Source organism: Acinetobacter sp. ASP199 (genome assembly GCF_022700675.1).
Taxonomy (GTDB): domain Bacteria; phylum Pseudomonadota; class Gammaproteobacteria; order Pseudomonadales; family Moraxellaceae; genus Acinetobacter.
In genome coordinates, this window is the sequence record NZ_CP062182.1 from 2,704,265 (window position 1) to 2,731,118 (window position 26,854).

24 protein-coding genes and 1 pseudogene are annotated in these 26,854 nt (G+C 41.8%); 10 read left to right on the top strand and 15 right to left on the bottom strand.

Translation table 11 applies throughout. The features are described from left to right. Positions 1-68 precede the first annotated feature (68 nt). Positions 69-1,301: a phosphoglycerate dehydrogenase gene (serA, locus tag IHE35_RS12995; RefSeq protein ID WP_242787978.1), complete on the top strand. Its 1,233-nt coding sequence runs from the start codon at positions 69-71 to the stop codon at positions 1,299-1,301. A gap of 112 nt (positions 1,302-1,413) precedes the next feature. Then, the gene (locus IHE35_RS13000) at positions 1,414-2,280 is read left to right on the top strand and encodes an EamA family transporter (protein ID WP_242787979.1); all 867 of its coding nucleotides are present in this window, start codon (positions 1,414-1,416) and stop codon (positions 2,278-2,280) included. A gap of 42 nt (positions 2,281-2,322) precedes the next feature. On the opposite strand, the gene IHE35_RS13005 is transcribed toward IHE35_RS13000, so the two are convergent. After that, positions 2,323-4,344: a PKD domain-containing protein gene (locus tag IHE35_RS13005; protein WP_242787981.1), complete on the bottom strand. Its 2,022-nt coding sequence runs from the start codon at positions 4,342-4,344 to the stop codon at positions 2,323-2,325. A gap of 204 nt (positions 4,345-4,548) precedes the next feature. Between IHE35_RS13005 and IHE35_RS13010 the strand changes: the two genes are divergently transcribed. Next, positions 4,549-5,427, top strand: a complete 879-nt coding sequence (locus tag IHE35_RS13010) for an EamA family transporter (RefSeq protein ID WP_242787983.1) — start codon at positions 4,549-4,551, stop codon at positions 5,425-5,427. A gap of 63 nt (positions 5,428-5,490) precedes the next feature. Here the strand turns inward: IHE35_RS13010 and IHE35_RS13015 are convergent, their stop codons facing one another. The 3 genes from IHE35_RS13015 to truB form a co-directional block, all read right to left on the bottom strand. Beyond that, positions 5,491-5,958 carry a hemerythrin domain-containing protein gene (locus tag IHE35_RS13015; RefSeq protein WP_242787984.1) on the bottom strand — a complete coding sequence of 156 codons (468 nt, stop codon included), beginning with the start codon at positions 5,956-5,958 and terminating at the stop codon, positions 5,491-5,493. 126 nt (positions 5,959-6,084) lie between these two features. Next, the gene (locus IHE35_RS13020; protein WP_242787986.1) at positions 6,085-6,852 is read right to left on the bottom strand and encodes a TSUP family transporter; all 768 of its coding nucleotides are present in this window, start codon (positions 6,850-6,852) and stop codon (positions 6,085-6,087) included. 22 nt (positions 6,853-6,874) lie between these two features. After that, complete coding sequence (gene truB, locus IHE35_RS13025; protein WP_242787987.1) at positions 6,875-7,780, bottom strand: tRNA pseudouridine(55) synthase TruB; 906 nt, start codon at positions 7,778-7,780, stop codon at positions 6,875-6,877. Positions 7,781-7,936: 156 nt separating this feature from the next. Here truB and IHE35_RS13030 point away from each other — a divergent pair, with 156 nt between their 5' ends. The 4 genes and pseudogenes from IHE35_RS13030 (at position 7,937) to IHE35_RS13045 (ending at position 12,511) form a co-directional block, all read left to right on the top strand. Then, positions 7,937-8,968, top strand: coding sequence for a lipase secretion chaperone (locus IHE35_RS13030; protein WP_242787988.1), 1,032 nt, complete (start codon positions 7,937-7,939; stop codon positions 8,966-8,968). A gap of 393 nt (positions 8,969-9,361) precedes the next feature. Beyond that, positions 9,362-10,372, top strand: a complete 1,011-nt coding sequence (locus IHE35_RS13035; RefSeq protein WP_242787989.1) for a triacylglycerol lipase — start codon at positions 9,362-9,364, stop codon at positions 10,370-10,372. A gap of 134 nt (positions 10,373-10,506) precedes the next feature. Beyond that, entirely contained in the window at positions 10,507-11,475 is a 969-nt protein-coding gene (locus tag IHE35_RS13040) for a triacylglycerol lipase (RefSeq protein ID WP_242787990.1), read from the top strand. A 70-nt stretch (positions 11,476-11,545) separates the two neighbouring features. Beyond that, positions 11,546-12,511, top strand: a pseudogene (locus IHE35_RS13045) (triacylglycerol lipase). Between the two features lie 67 nt (positions 12,512-12,578). Here IHE35_RS13045 and rplS read toward each other — a convergent pair. From rplS to ispH, 11 genes are all read right to left on the bottom strand, one after another. Continuing rightward, positions 12,579-12,950 (bottom strand): 50S ribosomal protein L19, encoded by a 372-nt coding sequence (gene rplS, locus IHE35_RS13050; protein ID WP_004787066.1) that lies wholly within the window; start codon positions 12,948-12,950, stop codon positions 12,579-12,581. 170 nt (positions 12,951-13,120) lie between these two features. Beyond that, positions 13,121-13,870 (bottom strand): tRNA (guanosine(37)-N1)-methyltransferase TrmD, encoded by a 750-nt coding sequence (gene trmD / locus IHE35_RS13055; RefSeq protein WP_242787991.1) that lies wholly within the window; start codon positions 13,868-13,870, stop codon positions 13,121-13,123. Between the two features lie 41 nt (positions 13,871-13,911). Continuing rightward, positions 13,912-14,460 (bottom strand): ribosome maturation factor RimM, encoded by a 549-nt coding sequence (gene rimM / locus IHE35_RS13060; RefSeq protein ID WP_242787992.1) that lies wholly within the window; start codon positions 14,458-14,460, stop codon positions 13,912-13,914. 30 nt (positions 14,461-14,490) lie between these two features. Beyond that, positions 14,491-14,748, bottom strand: coding sequence for a 30S ribosomal protein S16 (gene rpsP, locus IHE35_RS13065; RefSeq protein WP_004281198.1), 258 nt, complete (start codon positions 14,746-14,748; stop codon positions 14,491-14,493). Positions 14,749-14,887: 139 nt separating this feature from the next. Further along, the gene (locus IHE35_RS13070; protein ID WP_275975169.1) at positions 14,888-15,355 is read right to left on the bottom strand and encodes a type IV pilin protein; all 468 of its coding nucleotides are present in this window, start codon (positions 15,353-15,355) and stop codon (positions 14,888-14,890) included. After that, a complete protein-coding gene (locus tag IHE35_RS13080) occupies positions 15,343-15,807 on the bottom strand; it encodes a type IV pilin protein (RefSeq protein ID WP_275975170.1) in 465 nt (154 codons plus the stop codon). Before IHE35_RS13080 ends, IHE35_RS13070 begins: the two co-directional genes overlap by 13 nt. Before the next feature lie 10 nt (positions 15,808-15,817). Further along, complete coding sequence (locus tag IHE35_RS13090; protein ID WP_242787993.1) at positions 15,818-19,585, bottom strand: PilC/PilY family type IV pilus protein; 3,768 nt, start codon at positions 19,583-19,585, stop codon at positions 15,818-15,820. Next, positions 19,557-20,384: a pilus assembly PilX N-terminal domain-containing protein gene (locus IHE35_RS13095; RefSeq protein WP_242787995.1), complete on the bottom strand. Its 828-nt coding sequence runs from the start codon at positions 20,382-20,384 to the stop codon at positions 19,557-19,559. The genes IHE35_RS13090 and IHE35_RS13095 overlap by 29 nt, the downstream gene beginning before the upstream one ends. Continuing rightward, complete coding sequence (locus IHE35_RS13100; RefSeq protein ID WP_242787998.1) at positions 20,384-21,322, bottom strand: PilW family protein; 939 nt, start codon at positions 21,320-21,322, stop codon at positions 20,384-20,386. Before IHE35_RS13100 ends, IHE35_RS13095 begins: the two co-directional genes overlap by 1 nt. Further along, on the bottom strand, positions 21,322-21,837 hold the full coding sequence (gene pilV, locus IHE35_RS13105) for a type IV pilus modification protein PilV (protein WP_242787999.1): 516 nt from the start codon (positions 21,835-21,837) through the stop codon (positions 21,322-21,324). Before pilV ends, IHE35_RS13100 begins: the two co-directional genes overlap by 1 nt. Before the next feature lie 580 nt (positions 21,838-22,417). Next, a complete protein-coding gene (gene ispH / locus IHE35_RS13110; RefSeq protein WP_242788000.1) occupies positions 22,418-23,368 on the bottom strand; it encodes a 4-hydroxy-3-methylbut-2-enyl diphosphate reductase in 951 nt (316 codons plus the stop codon). A 134-nt stretch (positions 23,369-23,502) separates the two neighbouring features. Here ispH and gmk point away from each other — a divergent pair, with 134 nt between their 5' ends. The 3 genes from gmk to IHE35_RS13125 all read left to right on the top strand — a co-directional run bounded on the left by gmk (position 23,503) and on the right by IHE35_RS13125 (position 26,803). Next, complete coding sequence (gmk, locus tag IHE35_RS13115; RefSeq protein WP_242788001.1) at positions 23,503-24,126, top strand: guanylate kinase; 624 nt, start codon at positions 23,503-23,505, stop codon at positions 24,124-24,126. A gap of 74 nt (positions 24,127-24,200) precedes the next feature. Beyond that, positions 24,201-24,482 (top strand): DNA-directed RNA polymerase subunit omega, encoded by a 282-nt coding sequence (gene rpoZ, locus IHE35_RS13120; protein ID WP_004896248.1) that lies wholly within the window; start codon positions 24,201-24,203, stop codon positions 24,480-24,482. Between the two features lie 215 nt (positions 24,483-24,697). Further along, positions 24,698-26,803 (top strand): HD domain-containing protein, encoded by a 2,106-nt coding sequence (locus IHE35_RS13125; protein WP_242788002.1) that lies wholly within the window; start codon positions 24,698-24,700, stop codon positions 26,801-26,803. Positions 26,804-26,854: the final 51 nt, after the last annotated feature.

Genomic DNA, 26,854 nt, shown 5'->3' on the forward strand with positions numbered 1-26,854 from the left:
AATGTATAACCGCCCTTTTACTGTGCTATTATACCGCGACTAAATTTGGCCTTTGTAGCGGAGCCGTAATGAGCCAACATCTTTCTCTACCTAAAGATAAAATTCGTTTCTTGTTGTTAGAAGGCGTTCACCAAAATGCCATCGACACGCTGAATGCTGCGGGTTATACCAACATCGACTATCGTAAAACAGCGCTTGAAGGTGAAGCACTGAAAGAAGCGATCAAAGATGCTCACTTCATTGGTATTCGTTCACGTACTCAATTGACTGAAGAAATCTTCGAAGCTGCGAACAAACTCATCGCAGTGGGCTGTTTCTGTATTGGTACCAACCAAGTGAACTTGGACGCTGCGATGCGTCGTGGTATTCCAGTTTTCAACGCACCTTACTCAAATACGCGTTCAGTTGCTGAACTCGTACTTGCTGAAGCAATTCTTCTTCTTCGTCGTGTACCTGAAAAATCTACAGATACACATGCAGGCGGTTGGAACAAATCAGCTGTAGGTTCGTATGAAACTCGTGGTAAAACTTTAGGTATCGTAGGTTACGGTTCAATCGGTTCACAACTTTCTGTGCTTGCTGAAAGCATGGGTATGAAAGTGATCTACTTCGATACAGTGACTAAATTACCTTTAGGTAATGCACGTCAAGTGGGTTCTTTAGGCGAACTTCTTGCAAATGCTGACGTGGTATCTTTACATGTTCCTGATGTTCCGTCTACACGTAACTTCATGACCAAAGAACAGTTTGCTCAAATGAAAGAAGGTTCAATCTTCATCAACGCTGCACGTGGTACATGTGTTGTGATCGAAGACTTGGCTGATGCGCTTAAATCGGGTCACATTGCAGGCGCTGCAGTGGACGTATTCCCGAAAGAGCCTAAAGCAAACGGTGAAGAATTCGTTTCTCCACTACGTAACATTCCAAACGTGATTTTGACACCGCACGTAGGTGGTTCTACCATCGAAGCGCAAGCAAACATCGGTTTAGAAGTAGGCGAGAAATTTGTTGCTTACTCAGATAAAGGTATGACTTTGTCTGCGGTGAACTTCCCAGAAATCGCACTTCCATTGACTGAAGGTAAACACCGTTTACTTCACATTCATAAAAACATTCCAGGCGTATTGTCTAAAATCAACAACTTGTTTGCTGAGCACGGCATCAACATTTCTGGTCAGTCTTTAATGACTAAAGGTGATGTGGGCTACTTAGTCATGGACGTTGATGCAACTGCATCTGCAGAAGCACTAGATACCCTACATGAAGTTGAAGGCACAATCCGCGTTCGCGTATTATTCTAATTTAACTTTTAAAAAACCGCAGGCTTCGGTCTGCGGTTTTTTTATTGTTTAAGCATACAGTCCGCTCCTGTATGCTGCCCTTTTTCGATAGCCTCGAAACCTTATTCAGTCTATGCCAAATTTTAAAATTGCACCGATGGTGCAAGCACCACTTATTTTGCTGATTGCAATGATCAGCATGCAAAGTAGCGGCTCCTTTGCCAAATATTTATTTGCTGAGTTTCCAATTCTGACCGTATCTGCAATGCGCCTACTGTTAGGCTCACTGATTTTGGCACTGATTTTTAAAGTTTGGCAGATTCATTTTAAACAGGTGAAATGGTCTGCCATTATCAGCTACGGTATTGCTTTAGCGGGTATGAATATGCTGTTTTACTTGGCAATTAATCGCTTGCCCCTTGGTATTGCAGTCTCTTTTGAGTTTATTGGTCCCCTAAGTGTGGCGTTATTCTACGCGCGACAAAAATTTGATTTTATATGGGTGGGACTGGCAATTCTGGGACTGGTGCTACTGTTTCCATTCGATCAAGCTGCGGAACCCCTTGACCCACTTGGGATTGCTTTTGCTTTAGGTGCAGGCGCATGTTGGGCCTTATATATTGTGGCGGGTCAAAAACCTTCAGGCGTGTCAGGTAATCACACCGTATGTTTAGGCATGTTTGTCGGTATGTGTCTTTTAATGCCGATTGCTCTTTTTGCGGGTATGCCAGCCCATACTTTTGAGCCAATGAGTCTGATGTACTTTTTAGCTCTGGCAGTATTAGCCAGTGCACTGCCCTTTACCCTGGAAATGATTGCACTTAGAAATTTAACCGCTTTGAGTTTTGGCACACTCATGAGCCTAGAGCCTGCTGTGGCTGCACTGTCAGGCTTTGTCTTTTTAGGGGAAAGCTTAGTTTGGACACAATGGCTTGCGCTTGCCACGATTATGAGCGCCTCGATTGGCTGTACCATTACGGCACAAAAAAACAAATCTTAAATCTAAAAAACCATGCCTTAGCATGGTTTTTTATCTTAAAACTTATTGAGGCAATGAAGACCAACATGGTGGATAGCCTGTGCTCACCAACTGATCGTCAATCCACTCCACATCCTCCCAACCTTTTGAAGGGTCACACCATTCTGCGTCTTTAAAATCAAAAATGAGTGTATAACCCGGTTGGTCTTGATAATGATACAAGTCCACATGTTTTTCTAAACCATTTTTACTGATCGTACTACGACCATTGATCCAGAAAGATTGTAGTGTCTCTTGTGCTGGAATTGGTAAATATACCAGAGTCATTTGATTGACATTCAAGCTCAGCTCTTTACGGAAGCCATCCCACTGTCCATTAGCTGGATTGTAATAATCCCCCCATACAGCAACCAGACATGATCCAACAGCATCATCATTTTCACAACGTAGCGTATACGCTGTTTTATCGAAGAGTTTTTGATGTTGATCCAATTGAATCACCACTGCATCAGAGGTATTCGATTGTGCTTCACCTGTTAAACGATAGACTGACGTTTCTGATTCATATTTTTCAGTAACGGCTGTCCAATTTAACTGCTGCTCATCCAATAACGTCGATACATAGCCACCCTCAACAGGTAAGTCAAAGTTATAGCCATTTACTGTTGCAGTACATGCCACTGGTTGTTGATCTTTCTCACAACGCACAAAGTTTTTGGTTTTCGGTGTTTGTAATTGCAGAATCACTTGTCCAGTCGTTGCTGAAGACGCTTGTGCCAACTTGGTACCGTTGGTGTTTTTAGCAGACCAGAAGATTTCACCATTTTCAGGTAAATTAATAATTTCCAGACCATTTACAGGAATATACTGTGATTTAGTCACTTGAGAAAAATCACTCAGCAAGATTTCTGCTGTGACATGACATGCCACAGGAACACCTGCATCCTGACACTGCACAAAAATACGATTTGGATTATTAAACTCTAAATCCCAATTCCAAGTAGAAAAGTGCGATACCGTTGCTTCTACGGCAAATCCGCTCCATGACTCTTGTGAATGAATCACCTGACCTACACCTTCTTCAACCCATAAGCCTTCGCTTTCATTAAAGTGCCACATTGGAATCTGCATGCCCGCATAAATTTCTTGCTCATTGATACTAAACGCAGGCAAGTCCATACGAATTACAGCCTGTTTGCCTGGCGCAAGTTGTAATGCTTGTCCATTTACATCGGTAAAACGTGCACTGATCATCCCTAAACTAATCAAATCAACGGTTTGACCTTGTGCATTACGCGCAACACCATTGGCAGGCATTGCATTTAAGTCTTCTGAATCAATATCCCAAGGTGTAAATTCAACATAGACTAAACCTCGAGCAACACTACCATCAGCATTAACAAATGCTTCAGCAGGTAAGCGAATTTGGGCATTCAAGTCCGCAGCCTGAATAATTTGTGCTTGTGCAATATCATTGACTTGCAATGTTTGTTTCACCACCAATAATTGCGCAGAAATAGCATTTAAATTTTCCACGTCATAAACGATGGCTTGATTGATAAAGCCTTTCTTCTCGAACTGTGCAACGACACGCTGGGTATTTTTTGGCAATATGACATCAAAACGTACATAGCCTTCAGCATTGGTTTGGACATGCTGACCATGCAAAGTGACTTTTGCATCTTTTAATGGCACACCATTCGAGCTTAACACCAGCGCTTCTACGGTCTTTTTCACCGTATCTTCTGCCGCTATGACTTTGATTTTTTGCGTGGTGCTATGGACCTGATCCGCTAAATCTGTCACGGTCAAACTGACTTTATATTCTCCAGCTTGCTTATAGGTATAATTGACCACTTTACCCGTGGCTTTTTCTCCATTGCCGAAATCCCAAACATAAGATGCGATTGCATTCCCTTCAGATGCTTTATAAACACTTGAACTGCTCGCATCAAATTGAATCACCTGCCCAACTTTAGGAGTACTTGGCTGATAATTGAATTGAGCTGTGGGTTTACAGGCAATTAAAAAGACACTCAAAAATGCCAACAAAAGCCATTTGAGATAATTATTTAAGATCATCATGTTATCCAAATTATTATGATTTTTTACTCTGCACTCAGGTGATGTAAAATCACGGCGCGATTATACGTCAAATTTAAACCACAAGCGGGTTTGTTATCTTATTCAAGTAATAAGTAAATTTTTATTTTATAACAAACCACTTGCTCAATTTTTTAGCTGATTTCAGTTACAATTTACACTCACCCTCGCCACATCTACTTTGATATGCCAAATGCTCAACTTCTCGCTGTGCTGTTCATGATTCTCTCCATGACTTCATATCAAATCAGTGCCTCTTTTGCTAAGCAATTATTTGCGGTTCTTGATCCGCTAACAGTCACCATTTTAAGACTATGCTTTGCGGCAATCATTGTCTGTGTGATGTTCCGTTCCTGGAAAATCATTTCCCGACTGCCCTATCTAAAATGGAAAGATTTACTCTGCTACAGCGCAGCACTAGGCCTGATGAATATCCTGTTCTATATGTCACTGGGTAGACTGCCGCAAGGGATTGCTGTCGGCTTGGAGTTTGTAGGACCGTTAGGGCTGGCGCTATTATCGATTAAAAATCGCAGTGATTATATCTGGGTAATTCTGGCAATTTTAGGGATCGCATTGATGGTGCCATGGGGACAAGCAGCCAATCATCAGTTTGACCTGCTGGGTGCTGCCTGTGCCTTAGGGGCTGGTCTATGCTGGGCTTTTTACATTTTCTTTGGTCAGCGTGTGGTGCAGCAGAATATGGGCATGCATGCCCTGACCATTGCCATTAGTATTTCTGCGTTATGTTTGCTGCCATTCGGGTTATATAACAATGCTGCGGCGATACTGGATACCCAACATTGGGGCAAGGCCATGACTATTGCCATTCTGGCGACGGCGATTCCCTATGCGCTGGATCTGAAAGCCCTGAAACAGCTGAACAAGATGAGCTATGGCACCCTGTCCAGCCTTTCTCCTGCACTGGCAGCTTTAACCGGTTTTGTCCTGCTTGGTGAACGTATCGGCTTATTACAATGGATTGCTTTGGCCTGTATTATGTTAGCTTCTGTCGGGGTCACATTGCGTGCTGCACGTCAGGCCAGAAAGGCTAAAACAGCTTAAAGAACTCATAAAAAAGATGGCAATTCAGCCATCTTTTTGCATTTCTGGTTTTGAATTTAAAATTTAGCTCTCGACCAGCATATCTTTTTTCATGTCTTTATAACGCTGATATTCATTCTTATACTGCACAGCTAAAGCGGTTTTCTGCTCTGCACCCAGAATTTTACCAGCCTGCTGGAAGAAGCCATGTTCTTCTTCTTTTAAGTGGTGATGCACCTTCTCAGAAAGTTTTTTTGCCAGCGCGATCCAGCCAGGATTGCTCAGCTCCATGGCCGTTAGCTCTTCCACCATCTCATCCATTTCATGGTGTTCTGCGAGGGCATGACGAGTAATACTCAGGCCAGAATCAGTCATCATCAATGGAATATAGAAATAGCGGTCTTCTGCCGTTTCATGAGCAAAAAGTTCATTTTTCAGTTGTTTGAACAGCTCACGGCGTTCTGGTGTATCCCCGGAAGTTTGTAATAATTTTTCAGCGAGATCACGCTGAATTTCATGACTTTCCCTGAGTGCTTCAAAAATGGTGGTCATATAATTGTTCTCCTGTTTTTGTCATGCCTTTTTGCATCATAAAGAGGAAATGGCATGGGTTCAGGAGGTTTTATAAGTAGAATTTGTATAAAAAACTTTAATATCGAGAATAGTTTACATCTATTTTCAACTCAGAAACATCTGATAGGCCATCCGGCAGATCAGTAAACTGACCAGGATTAAAAACAGAATCCGGATAAAACCACTGCCATATTTAAAGGCCAGTTTCACCCCAACAATCGAGCCTGCAATATTCGCCGCCGCCATCATGGCACCGACCATAAACAGCACATGACCCGTTGGAATAAAGAAGCTCAGTGCAGCCAGATTCGTGGTGAAATTGGCAATTTTCGAAAGTGCTGAAGCATGTAAGAAATCCACGCTCAGATAACGGATAAAGAAAAAGATAAAGAAACTGCCCGTGCCCGGTCCAAAAATTCCGTCATAAAAGCCGATTGCCAAGCTACCTAGGGCAGCCAGAATCAGCATCTTTTTATTCAGCTTTTGCTCGACATGTACCCGGCCGAACTGTTTTTTCATGAAAGTATAGACCGCGATCACGATCAGCATGGCCAGCACAAAAGGCTTGAGAATATCGACTGGAATCAAGGTGACACTGGCCGCGCCAGCAAAAGAACTGATATAGCTACATAAGGCAACCACGCCGAGCAAAGCCCACGGCAATTTTACCTGTCGCAAATAGGAAAGTGCTGCAGAGGCAGTGCCGAAAATGGAAGCCAGCTTATTGGTACCGAACACGGTCGCTGGCTGCAGATATGGTAAGCTGCTCATAATCGCTGGAATCTGGATCAGACCGCCACCACCGACGGCGGCATCAATTGCCCCTGCCATAAAGGCAAAGCCAATCAGACTGATGATGATCTCGATGTCCATATCAACTTTCTCTTAATATTTACTAGAGATTTAACACACGCTTCGGCACCAGACGCTTACGATCAGTAATTTCTGCCAGGCCCAGACATTTCTCACCCTCAAATACCAGCACTTGTGGCTCTGCCGGATGGTCAATATTACTTTCCATACCACGGCTAAAGTATTCAGCACGGCCTTCTGGGGCTTGAACCTGTGGAAAATGCTGCACTGGCGCATAGGCCGGTAGCAATAAAGCTTCACGTTCTTCTTCGTTCAGGCTTTCCAGATATTCAATGGTATAACTTGGAATAATGTCAAAATGACCCGTTTGCGTACGGTGCAAATAAGTCAGATGACCATAAGTACCTAATGCCTTGGCAATATCTTCACCCAGTACCCGGATATACGTACCTTTAGAACAGGTCACGTCCAGCGTGATGCTATTGTTAGTAAAAGATAAAAGCTCGATGGCATAAATAGTAATTGGGCGAGCTTCACGCTCAATTTCAATGCCTTTACGCGCCAGCTCATACAGCGGGCGACCTTCTTTTTTCAATGCTGAATACATCGGTGGCACTTGCTGGATCTCACCAACAAATTGGGCAATCGTATCCTTGATTAGCTGTTCATTCAGTTCAGGAACAGCTTGTTCAAGCAGGATTTCCCCCTCGACATCACCGGTAGTCGTGCTATGACCTAGAAAAATAGTCGTTTGATAGCGCTTGGTTGAATCCAGCAGATAATGCGAAAACTTGGTCGCTTCTCCCAGACAGACCGGCAATAAACCAGATGCCAATGGGTCCAGCGCCCCCGTATGTCCAGCTTTTTGCGCACGATACAACCAGCGTACTTTTTGCAGTGCAGCATTTGAGCTGATGCCTAAAGGCTTATTTAACAGGAACACACCGCTGATATGACGACGCTGAATTTTAGGAGATGAAGATTTCATGGCAAAAAATCAGACAATTTTTAAGTTGGCGCAATGGTAAAACCCTGGTCAATGTTTTACAACTTTTCTATGCTATTCAATGTGTATTTATGGCATATTGAGCCGATTCACTTGTTGATAATAATTGAAGAAAAACAAAATAAAGGTGCATAGGACATGCAGAAATATAAAATATGGATCATTGTTGCGTTAGTGATCCTGTGTCTGGTCACGCTGTTACTGTGGCTTTCCCCTCAGGATGAAAAGCAGACTTCGAATGAACAAGATAGCACTCAGGCAGTAATGCTGAATCCTGAAGCAAATGCCCTGAATGTCAGTGCCCAGAACAATACTTTTTTTGCCAGCTCCAGCCAGCAGGATACCGAAATTAACTGTCAGATGCAGCTGGATAACAGTAATCGCCTGATCGTGAATGAACAGACCCGCAACTGTTTTGAATATTTCATTACCCAGTACGGTGAAAAAACCATTGAACAGATTCAGCAGGATTTTAAAACTTATATTTCTCAGAACTACAAAGAGCCTGCCCTGTCCCAGATTCTGGATCTGTGGGATCGCTATATGCAGTATCGTCAAAGTCTTGGTGAAATAACCCCACCTGCCGGTCTGGATCAGGAAGATCCTGCCTATTACCGTAGCATCTATACCAGCACCCAGAATCTGCGCAAACGATTCTTTTCTAATTATGAAATTGAGGGACTGTTTGGTACTGAAGATACCTATCATGAATATACGCTGGACCGTATGGCAGTACTGGCAGATAAGAACCTAAGCGAAGCTGAAAAAGCGCAGAAACTAAAAGAACTTTTTCAACAGTTACCGGAAGACTGGCAAGAAAATCTGGAGCAGTTAAATAAATTAGAAGATCTACGTAACCTGACCGCAGATATTAAAGCGCGTGGTGGCTCGACTGAAGAAATCCGCCAGATGCGTTTAAATCTGGTTGGCCCTGAAGCCACACAACGTCTGGAAAATATGGATAGTAAGCGCGCCAGCTGGAAGTCCAGTGTGACCAGTTATTTAAATGAGCGTGACAGCATCATGAAAAGCGGCCTGAATGACAGTGCCAAGCAAAAGGCAGTTCAGGAACTACGTGCGCAGCATTTTAATACACCGCAAGAACAGTTGCGGGTAGAAACCTTTGAACAGGTACATGACAAAGGAGGCAAACTGCCCTTTGCTGATTAAATCCAAAAGCCATCAGCTGTTGATGGCTTTTTTATCTCTTTTATTTTGAAAATTCTGCACCAGGCCCTGAAAATTTAAATTGCTATTTGTTTCTAGATATTTCAGTTCTATGCCCAATAAAGCATGCAAGTTTGAACTATTTCAAAGACTTTGATTTTAAATACATCTGTAAATAAAACATATATTTAAAATATCAAATTCCTTTCATCATTCCTGTCCTCAAATGACATGGTTTTAGATATTAGAAATGAAAAAATACCACTGCTTAAAAAGAAAAATTTGCTCCGCCATTGAAGGCCAAAACTGTATTTTCAAAGCCCGACTTTGTCGGCTTATAGCACTCGACAAAAGCAATGATTGCTTGAATAAAGATAAAATTTCAAAGGGACGATTATGCGTACTTTCAGCAAGACAGCACAGTTAATTACTGTAGCTTTAGCAACAACTCTGGGATTAGGCTTTTCTGCACAGGCCCAGGCAACGGCGAATGCAATACAAGTCATCGAAAAGGCCAGGTCCGACTATGCCAAGACCAAATATCCGATCTTGATGGTGCATGGCTGGCTCGGCTGGTCACGCATTGGCACCAATAGTATTGGCCTGGATTACTGGTATCAGATTCTGCCGGATATGGCACGTAATGGCTCAACTGTTTTTGCAGCGCAGCTCTCTCCGGCCAATACGACAGCGCATCGTGGTGAACAGCTGATTCAGCAAGTTGAAGATGTTCTGGCCATTACCGGCAAATCAAAACTGAATTTAATTGGTCACTCGCATGGTGGCCCAACAGTACTGTATGTGGCAGCAACCCAACCGCAGTATATTGCTTCGATTACCGGTGTGGCGGGAACTTACCACGGTTCTAAGGTCGCCGATGATATTCAAAACAATAGCCTGACGCGTACAGCCTTTAATATTCTAGGTGATTATATTATTGGCCCCCTGATTGCACTGGGTCAGTTTAAACCTGAACTGGAAATTGATTTTGATGCATCCATGAAATCCCTGACCCAGACCGGCTCAAATACCTTTAATGCCACAGTGGCGCAGCAGGTGGTGAAAGATGGTGTATTGGCATCCACAGAAAACTGCAATAAAAATTTAAAACAGAAAGACAGTAAAGGCATTCATTATTATTCATGGACCGGTGTCGCCCAAGCCACCAATGCACTGGATATTGATACGATTTTGATGCAGCTCGGTCCCTTATCTTATGGCAGTAAAGACAATGATGGCATGGTGTCACGTTGTAGTACTTTCATGGGCAAGGTCATCAATGACCAGTATAAACTCAATCATACTGATCTAGCCAATATGATGTTTGGCCTGAAGGGCCTGTTTGCACCAGATCCAGTCGCGATCTATCGCCAGCATGCCAACCGTCTCAAACTACAAGGTTTATAAATCACATATTTTTTATAAAAAAATAATAGGTTTAACAACAAAAGCTTAAAATCTGAGTCCCTACTGCATAGGGGCGACTTTGCGGAACAGGATGAGGACCATCCTGTTAAAATAACAAAAGTGAGGAAAACATAATGAAATTTGGAGCATTAATGACAGGTCTACTGTTGGCAGCTACATGCCTCAGTACTCAGGCATCTACCCAGGCCAGTCAGGTCACTGCAAAAGCCAGTTCCAGCTATGCGAAAACCAAATACCCAATCGTATTTGTGCATGGTATGGCGGGCTTTATTCGGATCGGTACAGATCAGTTTGGCTTAGATTACTGGTACCAGATTCTGCCAGATCTGGCGCGCAACGGTGCCAATGCCTGGGCAACTCGTGTTTCACCATTCAATTCTTCTGAAATCCGCGGTGAACAACTCCAACATCAAGTTGAAGAAATTTTGGCGATTACCGGTGCAAAAAAAGTCAACTTGATTGGTCATTCTCATGGTGGTCCAACCATTCGTTATGTCGCAGGTGTAGTACCTGAAATGGTTGCTTCTCTGACTTCAGTCGGTGCACCACATAAAGGCTCCCCTGTTGCAGATCTGATCCTGCAAGCAGAAGGAACACCTATACAAGGTCCTTTAGTGGAGGGTATCAACTTGGTATCTAAAGCCATTACCTGGGCACAAGGTCTGGATCCAAACAGTTTCCCACATGACTCTCTGGCGGGTGGTAGCAGCCTAACCCTGGCTGGATCTGCTAAATTCAATCAGCAATATCCGCTGGGTATGCCGACTACGGCATGTGGTGAAGGTAAGGCCAAAGACGGCGGTATTCATCATTATTCATTTACTGGGGTAGGTACAGTAACCAATCTTCTCGATCCTGATTCCGCCTTAAAAGTCACCAGTTTGCTTATTGATGGTGGCAAAGACAATGATGGGCTGGTATCACGCTGTAGTGCCAAATTCGGTAAAACCATTCGCGATAACTATAACTGGAATCACATGGATGAAGTGAATATGGTGCTAGGCTTGAAGAACCTGTTTGCTCCAGATCCTGTCAATGTCTACCGCCAACATGCCAACCGACTTAAACTTCAAGGTTTATAAAACAATTTGTATTGATCTGCCCTAGTCATTATGAGTAGGGCTTTTTCATGTTTTATTAAAATGGAACTTTATGAAACTTAATATTGCATTGATGCTGTTAGCCATGACATCAACCTTTAATGTTCAAGCCAACACCTCTCACCTCCAACAAGCAGAAACAAGATTTATCATATCAAGCTATGCAAAAACCCAATACCCGATTGTCTTTGCACATGGACTCCTCGGCTTTAACCGCTTAGGAACAGAAAATTTAGGAATGGATTATTGGTATCAAATCCTGCCTGATTTGGCACGTAATGGTTCCACGGCTTTTGCAACACGTATGTCCCCATTTAATTCAAGCGAGTTACGTGGCGAGCAATACGTGGCTCAACTTCAGGAAGTTCTGGCCATTACAGGTGCAAAAAAACTTAATTGGACATAGCCATGGTGCACATGCTGTACGTTATGCTGCTGGTGTGATGCCTAAGCAAATTGCATCTGTACTGACGGTAGGCGGTGCCAACCAAGGTACAATTGTCGCATCTGATGTCATGAAACTGGCGAATAACACAGGGGCTGCTGAACTAGTGAATGTGTTGATTAATGCCTTTGGGAATGTACTGATGTGGGCACAAGGGCTAGATGGGCAAGCATTCCCACACAACGCATTAGCAGCCGGTCATAGTACGTCTATTGAAGGAACAGCCGAATTTAACCAACGTTTTAATATGGGACTATCTTTAAAGAAATGTGGTGAAGGGAAATATCAAGAGCACTATATTCAATCACCGGCAATCAGCCTGCAACCAATGCTTTAGATATCAGTGATGTGGCCATGAAAGCCTTAAATAGATTATCTGCCTATAAAGAAGGTGCCAATGATGGCATCGTATCAGTGTGTAGTGCAAAATTTGGCAAAACCATCCGTGATGATTTTCCATGGAATCATTTGGATGAAATTAACCTGATGTTTGGCTTCAAAGGAACCTTTGCACCAGATCCTGTCAATGTCTACCACCAACATGCCAATCGGCTTAAGCTTCAAGGTTTATAAGACAAAATAGCAGGCATAAAAAAATGCGCCAAGCGGCGCATTTTTTTGCTGTAAAGCAAGGCTAAAATTAACCTTGTTTACGAGCTGGCAACTTTTCACGAATACGTGCAGCTTTACCAGAAAGTTCACGTAGGTAGTAAAGTTTAGCACGACGAACGTCACCACGACGTTTAACTTCAATCTTAGCAACGATTGGAGAGTGAGTTTGGAATACACGCTCAACGCCAACACCGCTAGAAATTTTACGTACTGTGAACGCAGAGTTCAGACCACGGTTTTTCTTAGCGATTACAACGCCTTCGAATGCCTGTAGACGTTCACGGTCGCCTTCTTTTACTTTTACTTGGACAACTACTGTGTCACCTGGTGCAAAAGCTGGGATGTCTTGTTTAAGCTGAGCATTTTCAACAGCTTGAACTAAAGGATGCTTACCGCTCATGGGGTATCTCCAATAATGTGGGTCAGAAGAGGTCTGAAATCCACTGGGACTAGAGGCTAAAGCGCATAGGCCCGATTGACTTTCCCTTTATGCTTGACCGCTTCAATGCATAAAGAGCCTATTTTAAATACTTAAACAACATTGCTTAAGTACATACTTGGACAACAGGTTTAGCTGTTGCCACTTTGCAAATCTTTTAGCCATTTCTTTTGCTGCTTGCTCAGTTCAACTTTTTCTACCAACTCAGGTCGGCGTTCCAAAGTGCGCTGATAGCGCTGCAAAAACCGCCATTTCTCAATATTGGCATGATGTCCCGATTTTAAAATGTCTGGTACATCCATACCTTCAAAATGGTCTGGCTTGGTATATTGTGGGCAGTCTAACAGACCATCCACAAATGAGTCTTGCACATGTGATTGTTCATCCGACATTGCACCCGGAAGTCTCCGGATAATACTGTCCAATAAAACCATCGCAGGGAGCTCACCACCCGACAACACGTAATCTCCAATCGACCATTCCTGATCGACATATTTCTGGATCAAACGCTCATCGACACCTTCATAACGTCCACACAATACGATCAGTCCGTCATATTTAACGAAATCCTGTACTGCAGGTTCATTTAAGGTTTTTCCTTGCGGTGACATATACACCACAGGAACATGAACTGCACCCGCTTGCGCTGCAAGCTCTTTGGCACGATGAATTGCTTTCGCTAATGGCTCAGCCATCATCACCATACCGGGACCACCACCAAATGGACGTTCATCCACCCGTTTGTAGTTCCCTTCAGCAAATTCGCGTGGATTAATACAATGAATTTGCATTAAATCGCGTTTTGCTGCGCGCCCGCTAATACCGTAGGCTGTAATCGCTTCAAACATTTCAGGAAAAAGCGTAATGACTGCAAAGAACACCGCAGACTCCTCATTTTCCTGCTGCGTTAATCCCTAAAGGATTAATAATCTACGCCCCAATTTACGTAGATACGACCAGCTTCGAGATCAACTCGCTGTACCACATCTTTATGCCATGGAATCATTCGCTCTTCGCCATCGACGCTGTCAGCAGTAGCGCGAACTACCATCACGTCATTGGCACCTGTTTCAAACATTTCATGGATTTGACCGAGATTGACTTCCTGCTCTTCTTCATCCAGACCTAACACAGTTAGACCTTTCAGGTCAGACCAGTAATACTCGTCCACGCCTGCTTGAGGCAGTTGCGACTTAGAGATCCAGACATTAGCACCCACCAAGCCATCTGCTGCAGTGCGATCACTCACACCTTTCAGCGAAACAACCAGGCCCTTGCCATGTGGTTTCCAACGTTTTACATCTACAATTTGCCAACCTGCTTTAGTTTCAATGTACCAAGGGAGGTAGTCAAATATATTGCTCATAGGTTCTGTATTGGAATAGACCCAGAGCCACCCATTTAATCCATATGCTGAACGTAACTGTCCAATCTGAATACGATCTTCGGGAACATTCTGTGTTGGTGTCATGGGCAAGCTACTACCTAATTTATTTAAAAATTATGCAGCAACTGCAGCTTTCTTAGCTTGAGCAGCTAGAGAAGCAACACGATCAGAAGGTTGAGCACCTTGAGAAACCCAGTGAGCAAAACGGTCAGCATCTAAACGAAGTTTTTCTGCTTTACCTTGTGCTGTAGGGTTGAAGAAACCGATACGTTCGATGAAACGACCGTCACGTGCATTACGGCTATCAGTCACAATGATTTGATAGAATGGACGTTTTTTAGCACCACCGCGTGCAAGACGAATAACAACCATGATAGAACCTTATAGTTTTTACGGATTATTCATGTACCGACCACCGGAACACTTCAAACCCCTTTCATAGAGGGCAATATTTTACGCGAAGTTTGCCCTGAATGAAAGATCAAAAATTGGTTGGCTACAATTTTGGGTTTTAGCGACCGTCCCATGTTGATGTTGAAGATAAACCAGCTTTACATAGAGCTGATGTACTCGCTGTTTTAGACCAAAATTGCTGACTGAGCTCATTAATGCAATTGACCCCATTCCCAACTTGACTAGATATGGGTTCTGCATATAGCGTCCATGTAGTAGGGGCTGTTTTTGAATTAAACACCAATGAAAAACGATAAAGTCCATTTTGCGAGTTTGGAGTGGCACTCGTAAGACCTAGATCTGCCAAAGTAATTGCAGCTGTGCTTGATTTCTTATAATGAAAATTGGCAACTTTATAACGCTGTAATCTTGAAGCAATCTCACTTAATTCTGATTGTGCTTCTACACGTTTAGTTTTTTTCACATAATCTTGATATGAAGGATATGCCACCATAGCTAAAATCCCAATAATTACCACAACAACCATCAGCTCAATGAGTGTAAATCCATTCTTTAATCTGTCCATGGATCAGCTCCACTACAATCTAAACTTATTGTACTTCCCTGTTTTTTACATTTTTGACCAAGGCTATTCATCACCAAACTATTGAGTTTAGGTTGTGTATTTGCTGCATTTGCAGATATCACCCACTTACGGCCTGTAATACCAGTATCAGTTAATTTTTTAGTTATATTATCGCCATCAAGCACTGTAATAATATATTTTGCTGTTGCTGAAGTACTATTTTTAGGCCAATAGGTTAATTCTGCCGGCAGACTATAACCCACGTAGGTGAATTGACGTGATTTATATTTTTCCAACTCATTTGAAATCTGCTGCATCATTTGATTAACAGCAGACTCATCAGCTTTACGCACATAATGCTGATAACTTGGTAAAGCTATAGCAGCCATGATTGCCATCATAACAACTACTATTATGAGTTCAATCAATGTAAATCCTTTATAATTATTCATCCGCCCCCCCTTAGTTCTTCTCATACCAACTAAGTGGTGTTAATTTCAAACTACTCCTATACATAACTCCTAAGATTTTATTATTGGCAGATGTTGTTCGATTACTTAAAGGAGCAACAATACTTCTTGAATTAGGATTCCCATCTGTACCTCCGCCAAGCGTTATCCCTAACAATCCATTGCCTAAGGTCAGTTTATTGTTTGCTGCAGTATCACCATGTGGACATTGTCCGTAAGGCATACAAAAACGGTGTGCCTTACTAGCGCCATAAATACCAGCCCCACAAGCTTCTGTGCTTCCTACAGCTTCTGCATCAAATGTTGAAACATATAAATCATGATCAATAACTATCACATCACCTTGAGCTTTTTCTACCGCTTTACGCCCTGTAGAAGATGTAAAGGCATAGTACCAGCCCTTTTTCCCCGTAAAATCAAGCTTACGCGCTGGTAAAGGATTAGGTTCGGCTGCTGTAGCAGCTGGTGTTACACCTAATTCTCTATTTTCATCAGTAACCACAGCTAAATTACTTAAGTTTGCATCTTGTAAGGTAAAAGTCATAGGATCTTTTTTTACAACATCCACATCAAACAAATTATAAACAGCGTCATTAATCATCGCTGAATTAGTTGCAGCGGTTTCTCCTGGCACTATATATGCACTATTATCCTGTTTTCCTAGAAGTGGATTACTTCTATTTCCTGAACCAATACTGACAACCGCAAAATTACCATTTGTTCCTAGGTAGATACTAAAACCTGGAGCCTCATAAAAACGCGGACTAAGGCCATTCGCCTGCTTTATCTCTAGCAAGCGCACAATATTTTTCGCAAAGCTCGCTTTAGAACTATTAATAGCAGCGTTTTTTTGGGTCTCAGTAGCTGTAGAACTAATCGTTAAAGGTGAATGAGCACTATTAAGATCAATCCTAAAGACTTGCCCACCTAAATCACCAAAATACAAATGATCAACATCTCCATCACCCTCACGATCAATGGCTTTGATTTGGCTAACGATACTATATTTGATTTCGTTACCATCCCCCTTATATGGAGACGTAGAAGGCTTACTTGAATCAATTGCCTCATAAGTTGACCAAAGTGGCTCACCAGTATGGGCATCAAACATAAATACACCCGCGCCGAGCCCGTTGGTCTGAACATAATTAAATGTTTCATAACCTTTACCATCTGTGCCCCCTGTTCGGTCGTATCCACCACCCACAAACATAACTAACCGCCGTTTACCTTGCCACTGCACATTAGCAATAACTGGTTTTGACCAACTCTCCCCCATTTTACTCAAATGAGAATATGAATATTCACCAGCAGTTACTGCCGGGCTATAAACTTTGGATGTTGCGGGATCAATTCTAAATTTGATAGCTGGACTAGACATATCAGTCAGGTCTAGCGCGTAATAACTACGCCCACCCATACGCATGCCACCGTAGACCCACTGCTTACCTAATTTAGCTCCATCTTTAACAAGAAATTTATCTGATGTACTGTTGTATACATATTCTGTATGCGCAACCCACTGTCCATCCACACCATAATAAAGTTGATTCATACCATTTGAACCAGACTCAGTTTCATTTAAAAAAGCTCTTGGTTGGTTAGCTAGGATTTCCTGTGGGACGAAAGCAAAAACTTCATGACCACCAGTATAATTTGCCGTAGTATCACTTTCTGCTCCCACCTTAACTACATGCAGAACACCTTGCGTAGTTCCAAATAACAAATAGTCATCACGTGTTGCGGTACTTATTTTTGAGGTCGTAATGCCATTAGCAGTTTCATCTATATATTCAACTTTACCTGCTTGTGTAAGCAGTACAGGTGTTGAATGCATAACAGCACCCATATTTCTAAGCGTCTTGTCGGGACTTAATGAAGTTAAATTCGACGTTGCTGTTAATGCATTGAGTTGAGCTTCTGTTAAATCGTAACCAAGCAACCCAAGTAAATATTTACGAGACGCAAGGTCTCCTTTGATATAAGTTTCATCGACTGTGCTTAGAGTGGTTCCAGCATTGGTCAATACTTTTCGATTAAAGACTGCAGATGTTGCTTTAAGGTTTAATTTACCTAATATTCCACCAATATTATTCAGCTCAGAATCCGTAGCCAGACCTTTTACCCATAGATCTTTTGCTGCGGTGTTTAAAGTTCCTGATGCCGTACCAAAAGCATTCGCATCATCTTTATCTTTTAACACTGCATTAAGCACTTTATATTTTTTTAAGTTACCTCCCCAAAGCTGGTAGTCTTCAGAGGGTTTTGGTTGAAATTGTGGAAAATATGCAAATGGCTGAATTGCGACCGCATTCAAACTATCCTGCGGGATCGTCGCAGTTCCTGTAGTAATTGCCGGAATAGAAACCTTAATTAATCTTACAAACTCTTGAACACTGTCAGTAATTTCTTGTGCATTATCTGGACTATACCAACCGCCTCCGCCTCGCACTGATGCTTTTGCAGCTTGTAATACCCGATTATTGGTTCCATTAAATAATCCAGCCAGGATAGTATCAGTATAGTATGTGCCAGGATGTCCCCTATCTTCAGGATTATTCGGATTCGTTGTTAAATAAACAATCCTATCCCCAGCACTATCAGCAAATCTAAACTCATTACCAAAACCTACAACAGCTGTTTTAACTTGAACTCCTTTTAAGGTATAGCCTTGATTTAAAATGCTAGCCATCTCTGTTGTACATTCCCAAGATCTTAATCGATCATCACTATTATCCATGGTTGTACCATTGGAACATCTAGAGGTTATTGAGGGAACAGTATCCTGAGCTGATTTATTTTTAACAATACTTGCAAAAGTCGCTTTAGCTGTTTGTCTATTATCATTATATGGTTCACCATCAGTTAAGAAATAGAGTCCATACCCTGCGCAAGCTTGCTGAACAGTATCAATATAGTTAGAAAGTTGTCGAGCTCCTGATGCCATAGCATTAGATATCGCAGTCCCTGATCCAGCACTAAGATCCTTGATAACCTCTAATAACGCTACTCTATCGGTGCTTAATGAAAAAAATCCTCTATCTGTAATACTTGCATTAAATGTAGTAATTCCAAGCGTTGTTGTATCGGGTAACGCACCTACCGTAGTTAAAACTGGATCACCAACAGGTACTATAATCTTAGAATTACCTGCTATAAGTTCAAATAAGCTTTTCTTTAATGTTGTCAGACGATCCGGACAATAGTATCGAGTCCCCTTCTTTATATCTGTCGAGCCGCTAATTACCTCTGTAAAACCCCTTGAAATACAGCCATTTGAAATAGCATTTCTATCCTTGGTAGAAGTAATATCCTTATAAACCCCTTCGCGCGTACCACTTATTACAGTTCCATTTGCTTTATATTTCTGCTTATCTTCAATAAAGCAATATCTGCCCTGAAAACTTTTTGTGACACCATTTAATGTTGTAAATATCTCAAATGAGCTGGTATCTCCAGTTGATCGCGTGAAGACTGTACAACTTATCCCCCCAAAAAAGTCCTTATTTACTGGCGTTTGATCAGTTGAACTACTTGTAAGTTTGCCTTGGTGCATTGAGCTTGATAAATCTAAAATCAACGTCAAGGTCGATCCACCTGTAGTCGGAGCCTTGTAAATTTCAATATCACTGGCATACGTAGTTGCCGTCTGACAAACTAATGCAGCACTGAATGCGGAGATTGTAAAAAATGTACTATTTTTAATTTTATTCAACTTCTTACCCTCAGTATTATTTTGCCAAATGCTGTAAAAGTGCATAAGTTGCCACTTGTGTATGCGTTGGCACACCTAAGTTAGACAAACATGCTGAGACTGTTTTTTTGGCTAATTCTAAATTTGATATAGTAGTTGGATTCTGAGCACCAGCCCCTGTTGCTGGCTTGGCTTTTTCATTCGTTAATTCGAGATCAACTTCAGCTACTTTCGTAGCAGGAATGCTATTAAAATGTTGCTTAAAGCAATTATCGATAGAGGCATTGGTCACTGTAGATGGTGCTAATGCAGGAAATATTGTTGTTGCATGAACAGTATACGATTGAGCCGGATCAATTTTGGAACCATCAGGATCAGTTCCTTTTTGCATATACGCAAATGCTTCTGCTTCAGTCATATCTGCCGCTTTAATCGCTACTTGCGTTATTACCGTTTTACGATTTGTACTAAAATAACTATCTTCAATTCGGCAGAAACCTGCTGATCCCAGCTCTGAATTACTTACAGTGTTCCCATTCCAAGCAATTAAACTTGCTCGGCTTAACTTAAAAAATTCTGATTCAGATGCCCTATAACAAAATACCAATTCTTTACCGATGTTATCTTCACCTTTGATATAACCAAACATGCCATTAATCGCCATATTTCGATCTAATCGATCCGGATTTTCGACTTGAAAAAGCGCAGCATCTGAGTTTTGCATCATAAGTTGTTGTGCTTGCCCCATGGTGACCACTTTTAAAGAAGTGATACTGGAACGGATGGCTAAACTACCCATGATAGTAATGGCTACCAAAATAACCAGAACCACGATTAATGTAGACCCTCGTTCAATCTTATTCATTAACGATCTCCCAAGGCATTACGTAATGCGACTGTTTGCATGATTGGTGCTCGTGCATATTTGGCAGGTTGGTTTGTTTTTACTTTGACATCGAACCCCATTAATCTAAATTGCTGCTCCGCTACAATCACAGCAGCATCATTTGCAGGCTGTGTTGAACGAGAAATAATACCTAACTGCACTGCTACTATTCTTGGTTTAATTCCTGCTAAATCATTATATTGACCCAAAGTCATATATCTTAAATTAGTCGTGGTTGCAGTTGAGGCATCCACTAAAAAGCTCACCTTAAACAGATCCACACGTTTTAAAATGATTTGACCATTGCCATAAATACCGGCTCCAGCAGCTGCCAATGCGGTAGATGCACTTATATCTGAGGCATAACGACTTGCAGCACAAGCTAAGGATTTTTTTAATTCATTATTTGTTTCATGTGACTCTGTGTTCGCGTCGAGACGCACAAAATAGCGTTCCACGATATAGATATTTTTATTATTAATGACATTCCCTTCACAGTCATATCCACCACTTTCAGCAGGGCGGTATTGAATGACCAGCTGATCACTTGTAGCATCTGCAAATGCCGCATTTCCCGTTCGGGTCTGAACATTACTGCTGATGGCATCAGCCCTAGAAGCATAAGTGTGAGTAAAACCAGAAATAAAACTACTTAAATTGCTTGAGCTAAACACAATCCCTGATTGAGCTATTGTATTATTTACAATAGCTTGAGAACTATTCAAATTTGCCATACGAATTTGCCTTGCAATATAAGACAAACCAAAATTTTGATCTTCTTGAATAGTTGTTGCTGCATTTTGCAAATTAATATTGCGTTGACCACTTAAAAACAGCATTAAAGCTGTGGCAACCACAATAAGCCCAAGGGCAATGCTGACTATTAATTCAATGAGTGTAAATCCTGTAGGTTTCACTAATAAACCTCCATGATTAAACAGGTTGATTTAGATTGATAAGTAATACCTTTAGTACAAGCCGTATCACTATCACTCGAATTATCGGTCGCTGAAGTATTATTCCATGCAATAAATAAACAGTGACGTCCACTATCTGTCGTTCCTGTTTTTGGACACTCTAATAGAGCCAGATTCATCCCCAAAGAACTGGCATATTGCTCTAATTCACGAGCATCGTAATCTGCTAAATCTGCTGCGCTACAATTGGTCGTATTAGTACAATTAACAGAACCATCTCTTTGTTTTGCAGTTGAGGCCAATTGCGTTTTATAACTTGCCCAACCACCACGATTTGCCCGGATACGCTCAGTCACATCTCTTGCAATATTTATAGCTTGAATACGCTGTGCACTTTCACCTGTAGCTTCAACAGCTCGGGCCTGCAATACGACAAAACCTAATACACCGATTGCCAGCACCAGTAAGGAGACTAATACCTCGATTAAACCTACACCTTTTTGATTATTATTCATGTGCAAGATCCTGTTATTGTTTTTCAACTTTTCCAAATTTATCCGAAGTAATTTTTTTAGATTCACTAGCACCGGTTTTCAGACATAACTCTATTTCTGTAAAACTTTTCTGAAAAAGACCTTGAGTAGTAAATTTTATTTGATTATTGACGGGTATCTTGAGTCGGACAGGATCAGATACCTTCTAATTCATCACTGAGTTCGTATTTGTTGTAGTAGAGTTTAAATTTAATTTACTTCTTTTACTTCAAAACGGACTTAGCTCTAGCTTGCTCAATGACATTAATCAAATCTTCTGTATTTTTTATTTTTTGACGTTCAATCATCTACCCAAAAGAAGGAGCAGCTATCATTGCCACAATTGCCAATATCGCAATTGTTACCATGAGCTCAATTAACGTAAATCCATTCTTTTTCTACATACTTTTCCCAAGGTAACAAAACTCTACCTCATTAAAAATAGTATCTAATTAGCTTACGAACCCCATACACATAGAGATAAATGGCATAAAAAAACAGATAACTGCAAAAAGCAGTTATCTGTCTAAAATTATAAAATAGCGGATCAGCCTGTTACATTTCAGGCTTGAATAACTGAAATACGTAATTCTTTTGGCAGGCTAAATGTGATGTTCTCTTCTCGCCCCTTCAACTCCTGCGGCGCTTGTGCACCCCAATCTTGCAAACGTTGAATGACCTGTTTAATTAAGATTTCTGGTGCGGAAGCTCCAGCAGTTACACCAATTTGAGACTTACCTGCAAACCAATCCTGCTTTAGCTCATCTGCATTATCCACTAAATATGCCGCTTTACCCATGCGCTCAGCGAGTTCACGTAAGCGGTTTGAATTTGATGAGTTTGGAGATCCTACTACCAACACGACATCACAACGATCAGCTAAATCACGTACAGCATCCTGACGGTTTTGAGTGGCATAGCAAATATCATCTTTACGTGGCCCTTGAATCAGTGGAAATTTCTGACGCAATGCGTCAATCACTTTCGCAGTATCATCAATTGATAAAGTGGTTTGAGTCACAAATGCTACCTTATCTGGATTACGCACTGTTAATGCAGCAACATCATCTTCATCTTCAACCAGGTAAATATCCCCGCCATTTTTTCGGTCATATTGTCCCATGGTTCCTTCAACTTCAGGGTGACCTTCATGACCTATCAGAATCGCTTCAATGCCTTCACGGGCATACTTGGTCACTTCAATATGTACCTTCGTCACTAATGGGCAAGTGGCATCAAAGACCTTTAGACCACGGCGTTCTGCTTCTTGTTGAACAGCCTTAGATACGCCATGGGCACTAAAAATTACAATATTGTCATCTGGCACTTCATCTAGTTCATCAACAAAAATCGCACCGCGCTGGCGTAAGTCATCTACCACAAATTTATTGTGTACAACTTCATGACGCACATAAATCGGTGGATTGAAACATTCTAAGGCCCGATTCACGATCGCAATGGCACGATCCACACCGGCACAGAAACCACGCGGGTTGGCTAAAACAATTTCCATAGAATCCTCAATACTCACTCAATTCATACTGCAACAATTGAAATAAATGTAAAACAATCGACGTACAACTATTTAGTTTAAAGCCGCTCTACTCTAAAATAGAGAAGATATTTTATCATATCAGGAAAAATATCATGTCGGGTCTCTTGTTTGTCGTTTCTGCTGCGTCTGGAACAGGCAAAACATCCCTCGTTAAAGCATTACTTGAACGTGTCAACAATCTTCATGTTTCTGTTTCTCATACGACACGCTGTCAACGACCTGGCGAACTCGATGGTGTTCACTATCACTTCTCTACCAAAGAAGATTTCCTTAATCTGGTCAATGAAGGCGGTTTCATTGAATATGCTGAAGTCTTTGGTAACTATTACGGTACTGCACAAGCTACTGTAAAAGAACAATTGGCTAAAGGGCATGATGTTCTTCTTGAGATTGACTGGCAGGGTGCACAACAGGTCCGTCGCTTATTTCCTGAATCTAAACAAATTTTCATTTTACCGCCAAGCCAGTTTGACTTGCGTCAACGCCTGTCTAACCGTGGTACAGACTCTGTTGAAGTGATTGAGCATCGTTTAGGCTGTGCGGTAGAAGATATGCAGCAATATGTAAACTTTGATTATGTCATTATCAATGATGACTTTAATAAAGCACTGCATGATCTGGAATCTGTCATCATTGCCAATCGTCTGGTGTTATCACAGCAAGCCAACCGTCATGAAAAACTGATTCAAGCCTTAATTACTCCAAGCGAAGAGTGATTAAAACTTGAGTCTACAGGCAAAGCCTTTTATACTTCGCAGTCTGTTAAAATATTACTCAAACGAGAATTCTTATGGCACGCGTAACCGTTGAAGATTGTTTAGACCATGTAGACAACCGCTTTGAGCTTGTACTAGTGGCAAGCAAACGCGCGCGTCAATTGGCACGTCAAGGCATTGAACCAACTGTAGAATGGGACAATGACAAGCCAACCGTTGTTGCTCTACGTGAAATTGCAGTAGGTCATGTATCTAAAGACATCCTGAAACAACGTGATCAAGACTATCAAACTTCTAGTCTAGACCTTGCACTTTCAGCAAATAACCTGAATCTGGACGGTTTTTCTTTCCAATAAGAAATCCTTCCTATAAAAAGCCTAGTTTTCAACTAGGCTTTTTTTGTTTTGTGACTTTTATATTCTTTCTAGAACGGTTATAACATAAGGTCGAGTCATCAAGTTTATGCGGTTTTTCTGTGAGTATAAACGGAATAAATTGACAAACTTTGCGATTTGCTTTTCATTAAAGTATTCGCGTATTTTCGTAAAGAATTTAGTTTTAAAGGTGTTTTATGCCAGGCCCACAGGTCAGTCAAGCCAAGCAACAGCTTAATATCATCATCGACGCTTATTTGAGTGCCAGTGAAGTCGAGCGTGTGCTTGCCGCCTGTGATTATGCGGATATTGCCCATGATGGAATCACGCGTAAAAGTGGCGAACCTTATATCCTGCATCCGATTGCGGTAAGCAGTATTTTGGCGCATATGCGTTTAGATGCTGAAACCCTGATGGCCGCCCTACTCCATGATGTAATTGAAGATACAGATTTCAATAAGGACGACATTACTGAAAAATTCGGCAAGACTGTGGCTGAACTGGTGGATGGCGTCACTAAGCTGAGCCAATCCAGTGATAAGGAATACAATAAAGCCGCCTCTTTCCGGAAAATTCTGCAGGCCACCTTACAGGATCCACGTGTCATTATTGTGAAACTGGCAGACCGTTATCACAACATGACTACTTTAGATGCCTTACGTCCAGATAAACGTGCACGTATTGCCAAAGAAACTTTTGAAATTTTTGTACCCATGGCCCGTTTGGTCGGTATGAATGAGATGGCTGACAATCTGGAACATCTCTGCTACCAGAACCTGGATCTGGACATGTACAATAATATCCAGACTGCCTTACAGCAAACCAAATCCAAACGCTGTGAATATCAGGCGATCTGGGAAAGAAAACTGAATGAATTACTCAATCAATATAATATCCAGGGCCGAATCAAGAAGAAAAATAACAATATCGAGTTGCTACGTCACTTCGTTAAGAATGATATTAATTTACAGGAACTCACCCATAGCCATGCCTTTGAAATCATTTTGCAAAGCATTGCTGACTGTGACCGCTTTGCCGAACTCTTGGAAGAGAGCTTCCAGGTTTTAAGCTTTGCCGACCATATCCGCCGCCCATTACCCGGTGGTAACCAGTCTCTCAGTATGCGTATCAAGGGTGAAAAAACCACTCTTTCCCTGACAATCCAAACTGAACTGATGCGTAAAGCAGCACGTTTCGGTGTAGTACTGGGTGAAAATGCACCTCAAGCCTGCCGTTCTGCAATTCAGGCTTCCATGCAAAATCTGAATGTCTTGGTGGATGGCGATTGCGCCAAGACCACATTTAATGAATTACTGGATTATCTGCATCAGGAAAAAATCTGGGTGTATACGCCTCACGGTCAGCTACATGAATTACCTCAAGGGGCAACCGTAGTAGACTTTGCCTATTCTGCCAGTCTGTTCCTGGGTAACCATGCAGTTGGTGCTAAAATCAATGGCGACACTAAACCGCTTTCTACACCTTTAAGTAGTGGCCAAGTCATTGAAGTGATCACTGATGTACTCGCCTCACCCAATCCAGACTGGCTCAGCTTTATTAATACGCAAAAAGCCCGCCGTGCTATTCAAAATATCCTGCGTGATCAAGATATTGACGAGCAGCGTATGGTCGGTGAACAGGCTTTAAATCGCGCTTTAAAGTTATTTAATCGTTCTATTCAGGATTTAACCGAGGCCGACTGGAATAATATCCTGCAATGGCGGCATATTCCGACTCAGGAAAGCCTGTATGAACAAATTGCAGTTGGTGATTTGTTACCTCAATTGGTCGCCAATCATATCTTTGCTCAGGATGCAGAGACCGGCTCTAACTCAAATCGTTTAATTCAGGGTACAGAAGGTGTAGATGTCAAATATGCGCACTGTTGCAATCCGGTACTGGGTGACCCTATTCAAGGTCATCTAACCCGCCGTGGTCTGATTGTTCATCGTGCTCGCTGCCATAACTTGCTACACGAACAAAATCTGCATCCGGAAAATATGATGCCATTACAATGGACCTCTGAAGACAATGAGGATATTAGCTTCACCGCTTATCTTTGTATTGATCTCTCCATGGATGATGAACAGATTTCCGAATTGATCTATGAATGCCGTAAAGCCAAATCCGGGGTAGAGTCGGTACGTAACTACGAGGGTAAGACTTATGTCAACGTAGTCGTACACAACCGTAAGCAGATTGCCCAACTGATTCGTGACCTACGCATGCATTATGGTTTCCCACGAATTATCCGTCTGCCCCAGCCAATCAGCATCACAGAAGCCACATCGAAGGCGAGTTAATCATTTAAAACGATAATGCTTTTGCTCATAGCAATGATCTAATATGATGCA

What these genes read in the sequence shown, in the direction of transcription:
- IHE35_RS13090 (WP_242787993.1), bottom strand. Translation starts at nt 19,585, where the DNA reads ATGCACTTTTACAGCATTTGGCAAAATAATACTGAGGGTAAGAAGTTG.
- IHE35_RS13080 (WP_275975170.1), bottom strand. Translation starts at nt 15,807, where the DNA reads ATGAATAATTATAAAGGATTTACATTGATTGAACTCATAATAGTAGTT.
- IHE35_RS13040 (WP_242787990.1), top strand. Translation starts at nt 10,507, where the DNA reads ATGAAATTTGGAGCATTAATGACAGGTCTACTGTTGGCAGCTACATGC.
- rimM (WP_242787992.1), bottom strand. Translation starts at nt 14,460, where the DNA reads ATGACACCAACACAGAATGTTCCCGAAGATCGTATTCAGATTGGACAG.
- pilV (WP_242787999.1), bottom strand. Translation starts at nt 21,837, where the DNA reads ATGAATAATAATCAAAAAGGTGTAGGTTTAATCGAGGTATTAGTCTCC.
- IHE35_RS13035 (WP_242787989.1), top strand. Translation starts at nt 9,362, where the DNA reads ATGCGTACTTTCAGCAAGACAGCACAGTTAATTACTGTAGCTTTAGCA.
- IHE35_RS13030 (WP_242787988.1), top strand. Translation starts at nt 7,937, where the DNA reads ATGCAGAAATATAAAATATGGATCATTGTTGCGTTAGTGATCCTGTGT.
- IHE35_RS13095 (WP_242787995.1), bottom strand. Translation starts at nt 20,384, where the DNA reads ATGAATAAGATTGAACGAGGGTCTACATTAATCGTGGTTCTGGTTATT.
- gmk (WP_242788001.1), top strand. Translation starts at nt 23,503, where the DNA reads ATGTCGGGTCTCTTGTTTGTCGTTTCTGCTGCGTCTGGAACAGGCAAA.
- IHE35_RS13005 (WP_242787981.1), bottom strand. Translation starts at nt 4,344, where the DNA reads ATGATGATCTTAAATAATTATCTCAAATGGCTTTTGTTGGCATTTTTG.
- serA (WP_242787978.1), top strand. Translation starts at nt 69, where the DNA reads ATGAGCCAACATCTTTCTCTACCTAAAGATAAAATTCGTTTCTTGTTG.
- rpsP (WP_004281198.1), bottom strand. Translation starts at nt 14,748, where the DNA reads ATGGTTGTTATTCGTCTTGCACGCGGTGGTGCTAAAAAACGTCCATTC.
- IHE35_RS13020 (WP_242787986.1), bottom strand. Translation starts at nt 6,852, where the DNA reads ATGGACATCGAGATCATCATCAGTCTGATTGGCTTTGCCTTTATGGCA.
- IHE35_RS13125 (WP_242788002.1), top strand. Translation starts at nt 24,698, where the DNA reads ATGCCAGGCCCACAGGTCAGTCAAGCCAAGCAACAGCTTAATATCATC.
- IHE35_RS13070 (WP_275975169.1), bottom strand. Translation starts at nt 15,355, where the DNA reads ATGGACAGATTAAAGAATGGATTTACACTCATTGAGCTGATGGTTGTT.
- ispH (WP_242788000.1), bottom strand. Translation starts at nt 23,368, where the DNA reads ATGGAAATTGTTTTAGCCAACCCGCGTGGTTTCTGTGCCGGTGTGGAT.
- truB (WP_242787987.1), bottom strand. Translation starts at nt 7,780, where the DNA reads ATGAAATCTTCATCTCCTAAAATTCAGCGTCGTCATATCAGCGGTGTG.
- IHE35_RS13015 (WP_242787984.1), bottom strand. Translation starts at nt 5,958, where the DNA reads ATGACCACCATTTTTGAAGCACTCAGGGAAAGTCATGAAATTCAGCGT.
- rplS (WP_004787066.1), bottom strand. Translation starts at nt 12,950, where the DNA reads ATGAGCGGTAAGCATCCTTTAGTTCAAGCTGTTGAAAATGCTCAGCTT.
- rpoZ (WP_004896248.1), top strand. Translation starts at nt 24,201, where the DNA reads ATGGCACGCGTAACCGTTGAAGATTGTTTAGACCATGTAGACAACCGC.
- IHE35_RS13010 (WP_242787983.1), top strand. Translation starts at nt 4,549, where the DNA reads ATGCCAAATGCTCAACTTCTCGCTGTGCTGTTCATGATTCTCTCCATG.
- IHE35_RS13000 (WP_242787979.1), top strand. Translation starts at nt 1,414, where the DNA reads ATGCCAAATTTTAAAATTGCACCGATGGTGCAAGCACCACTTATTTTG.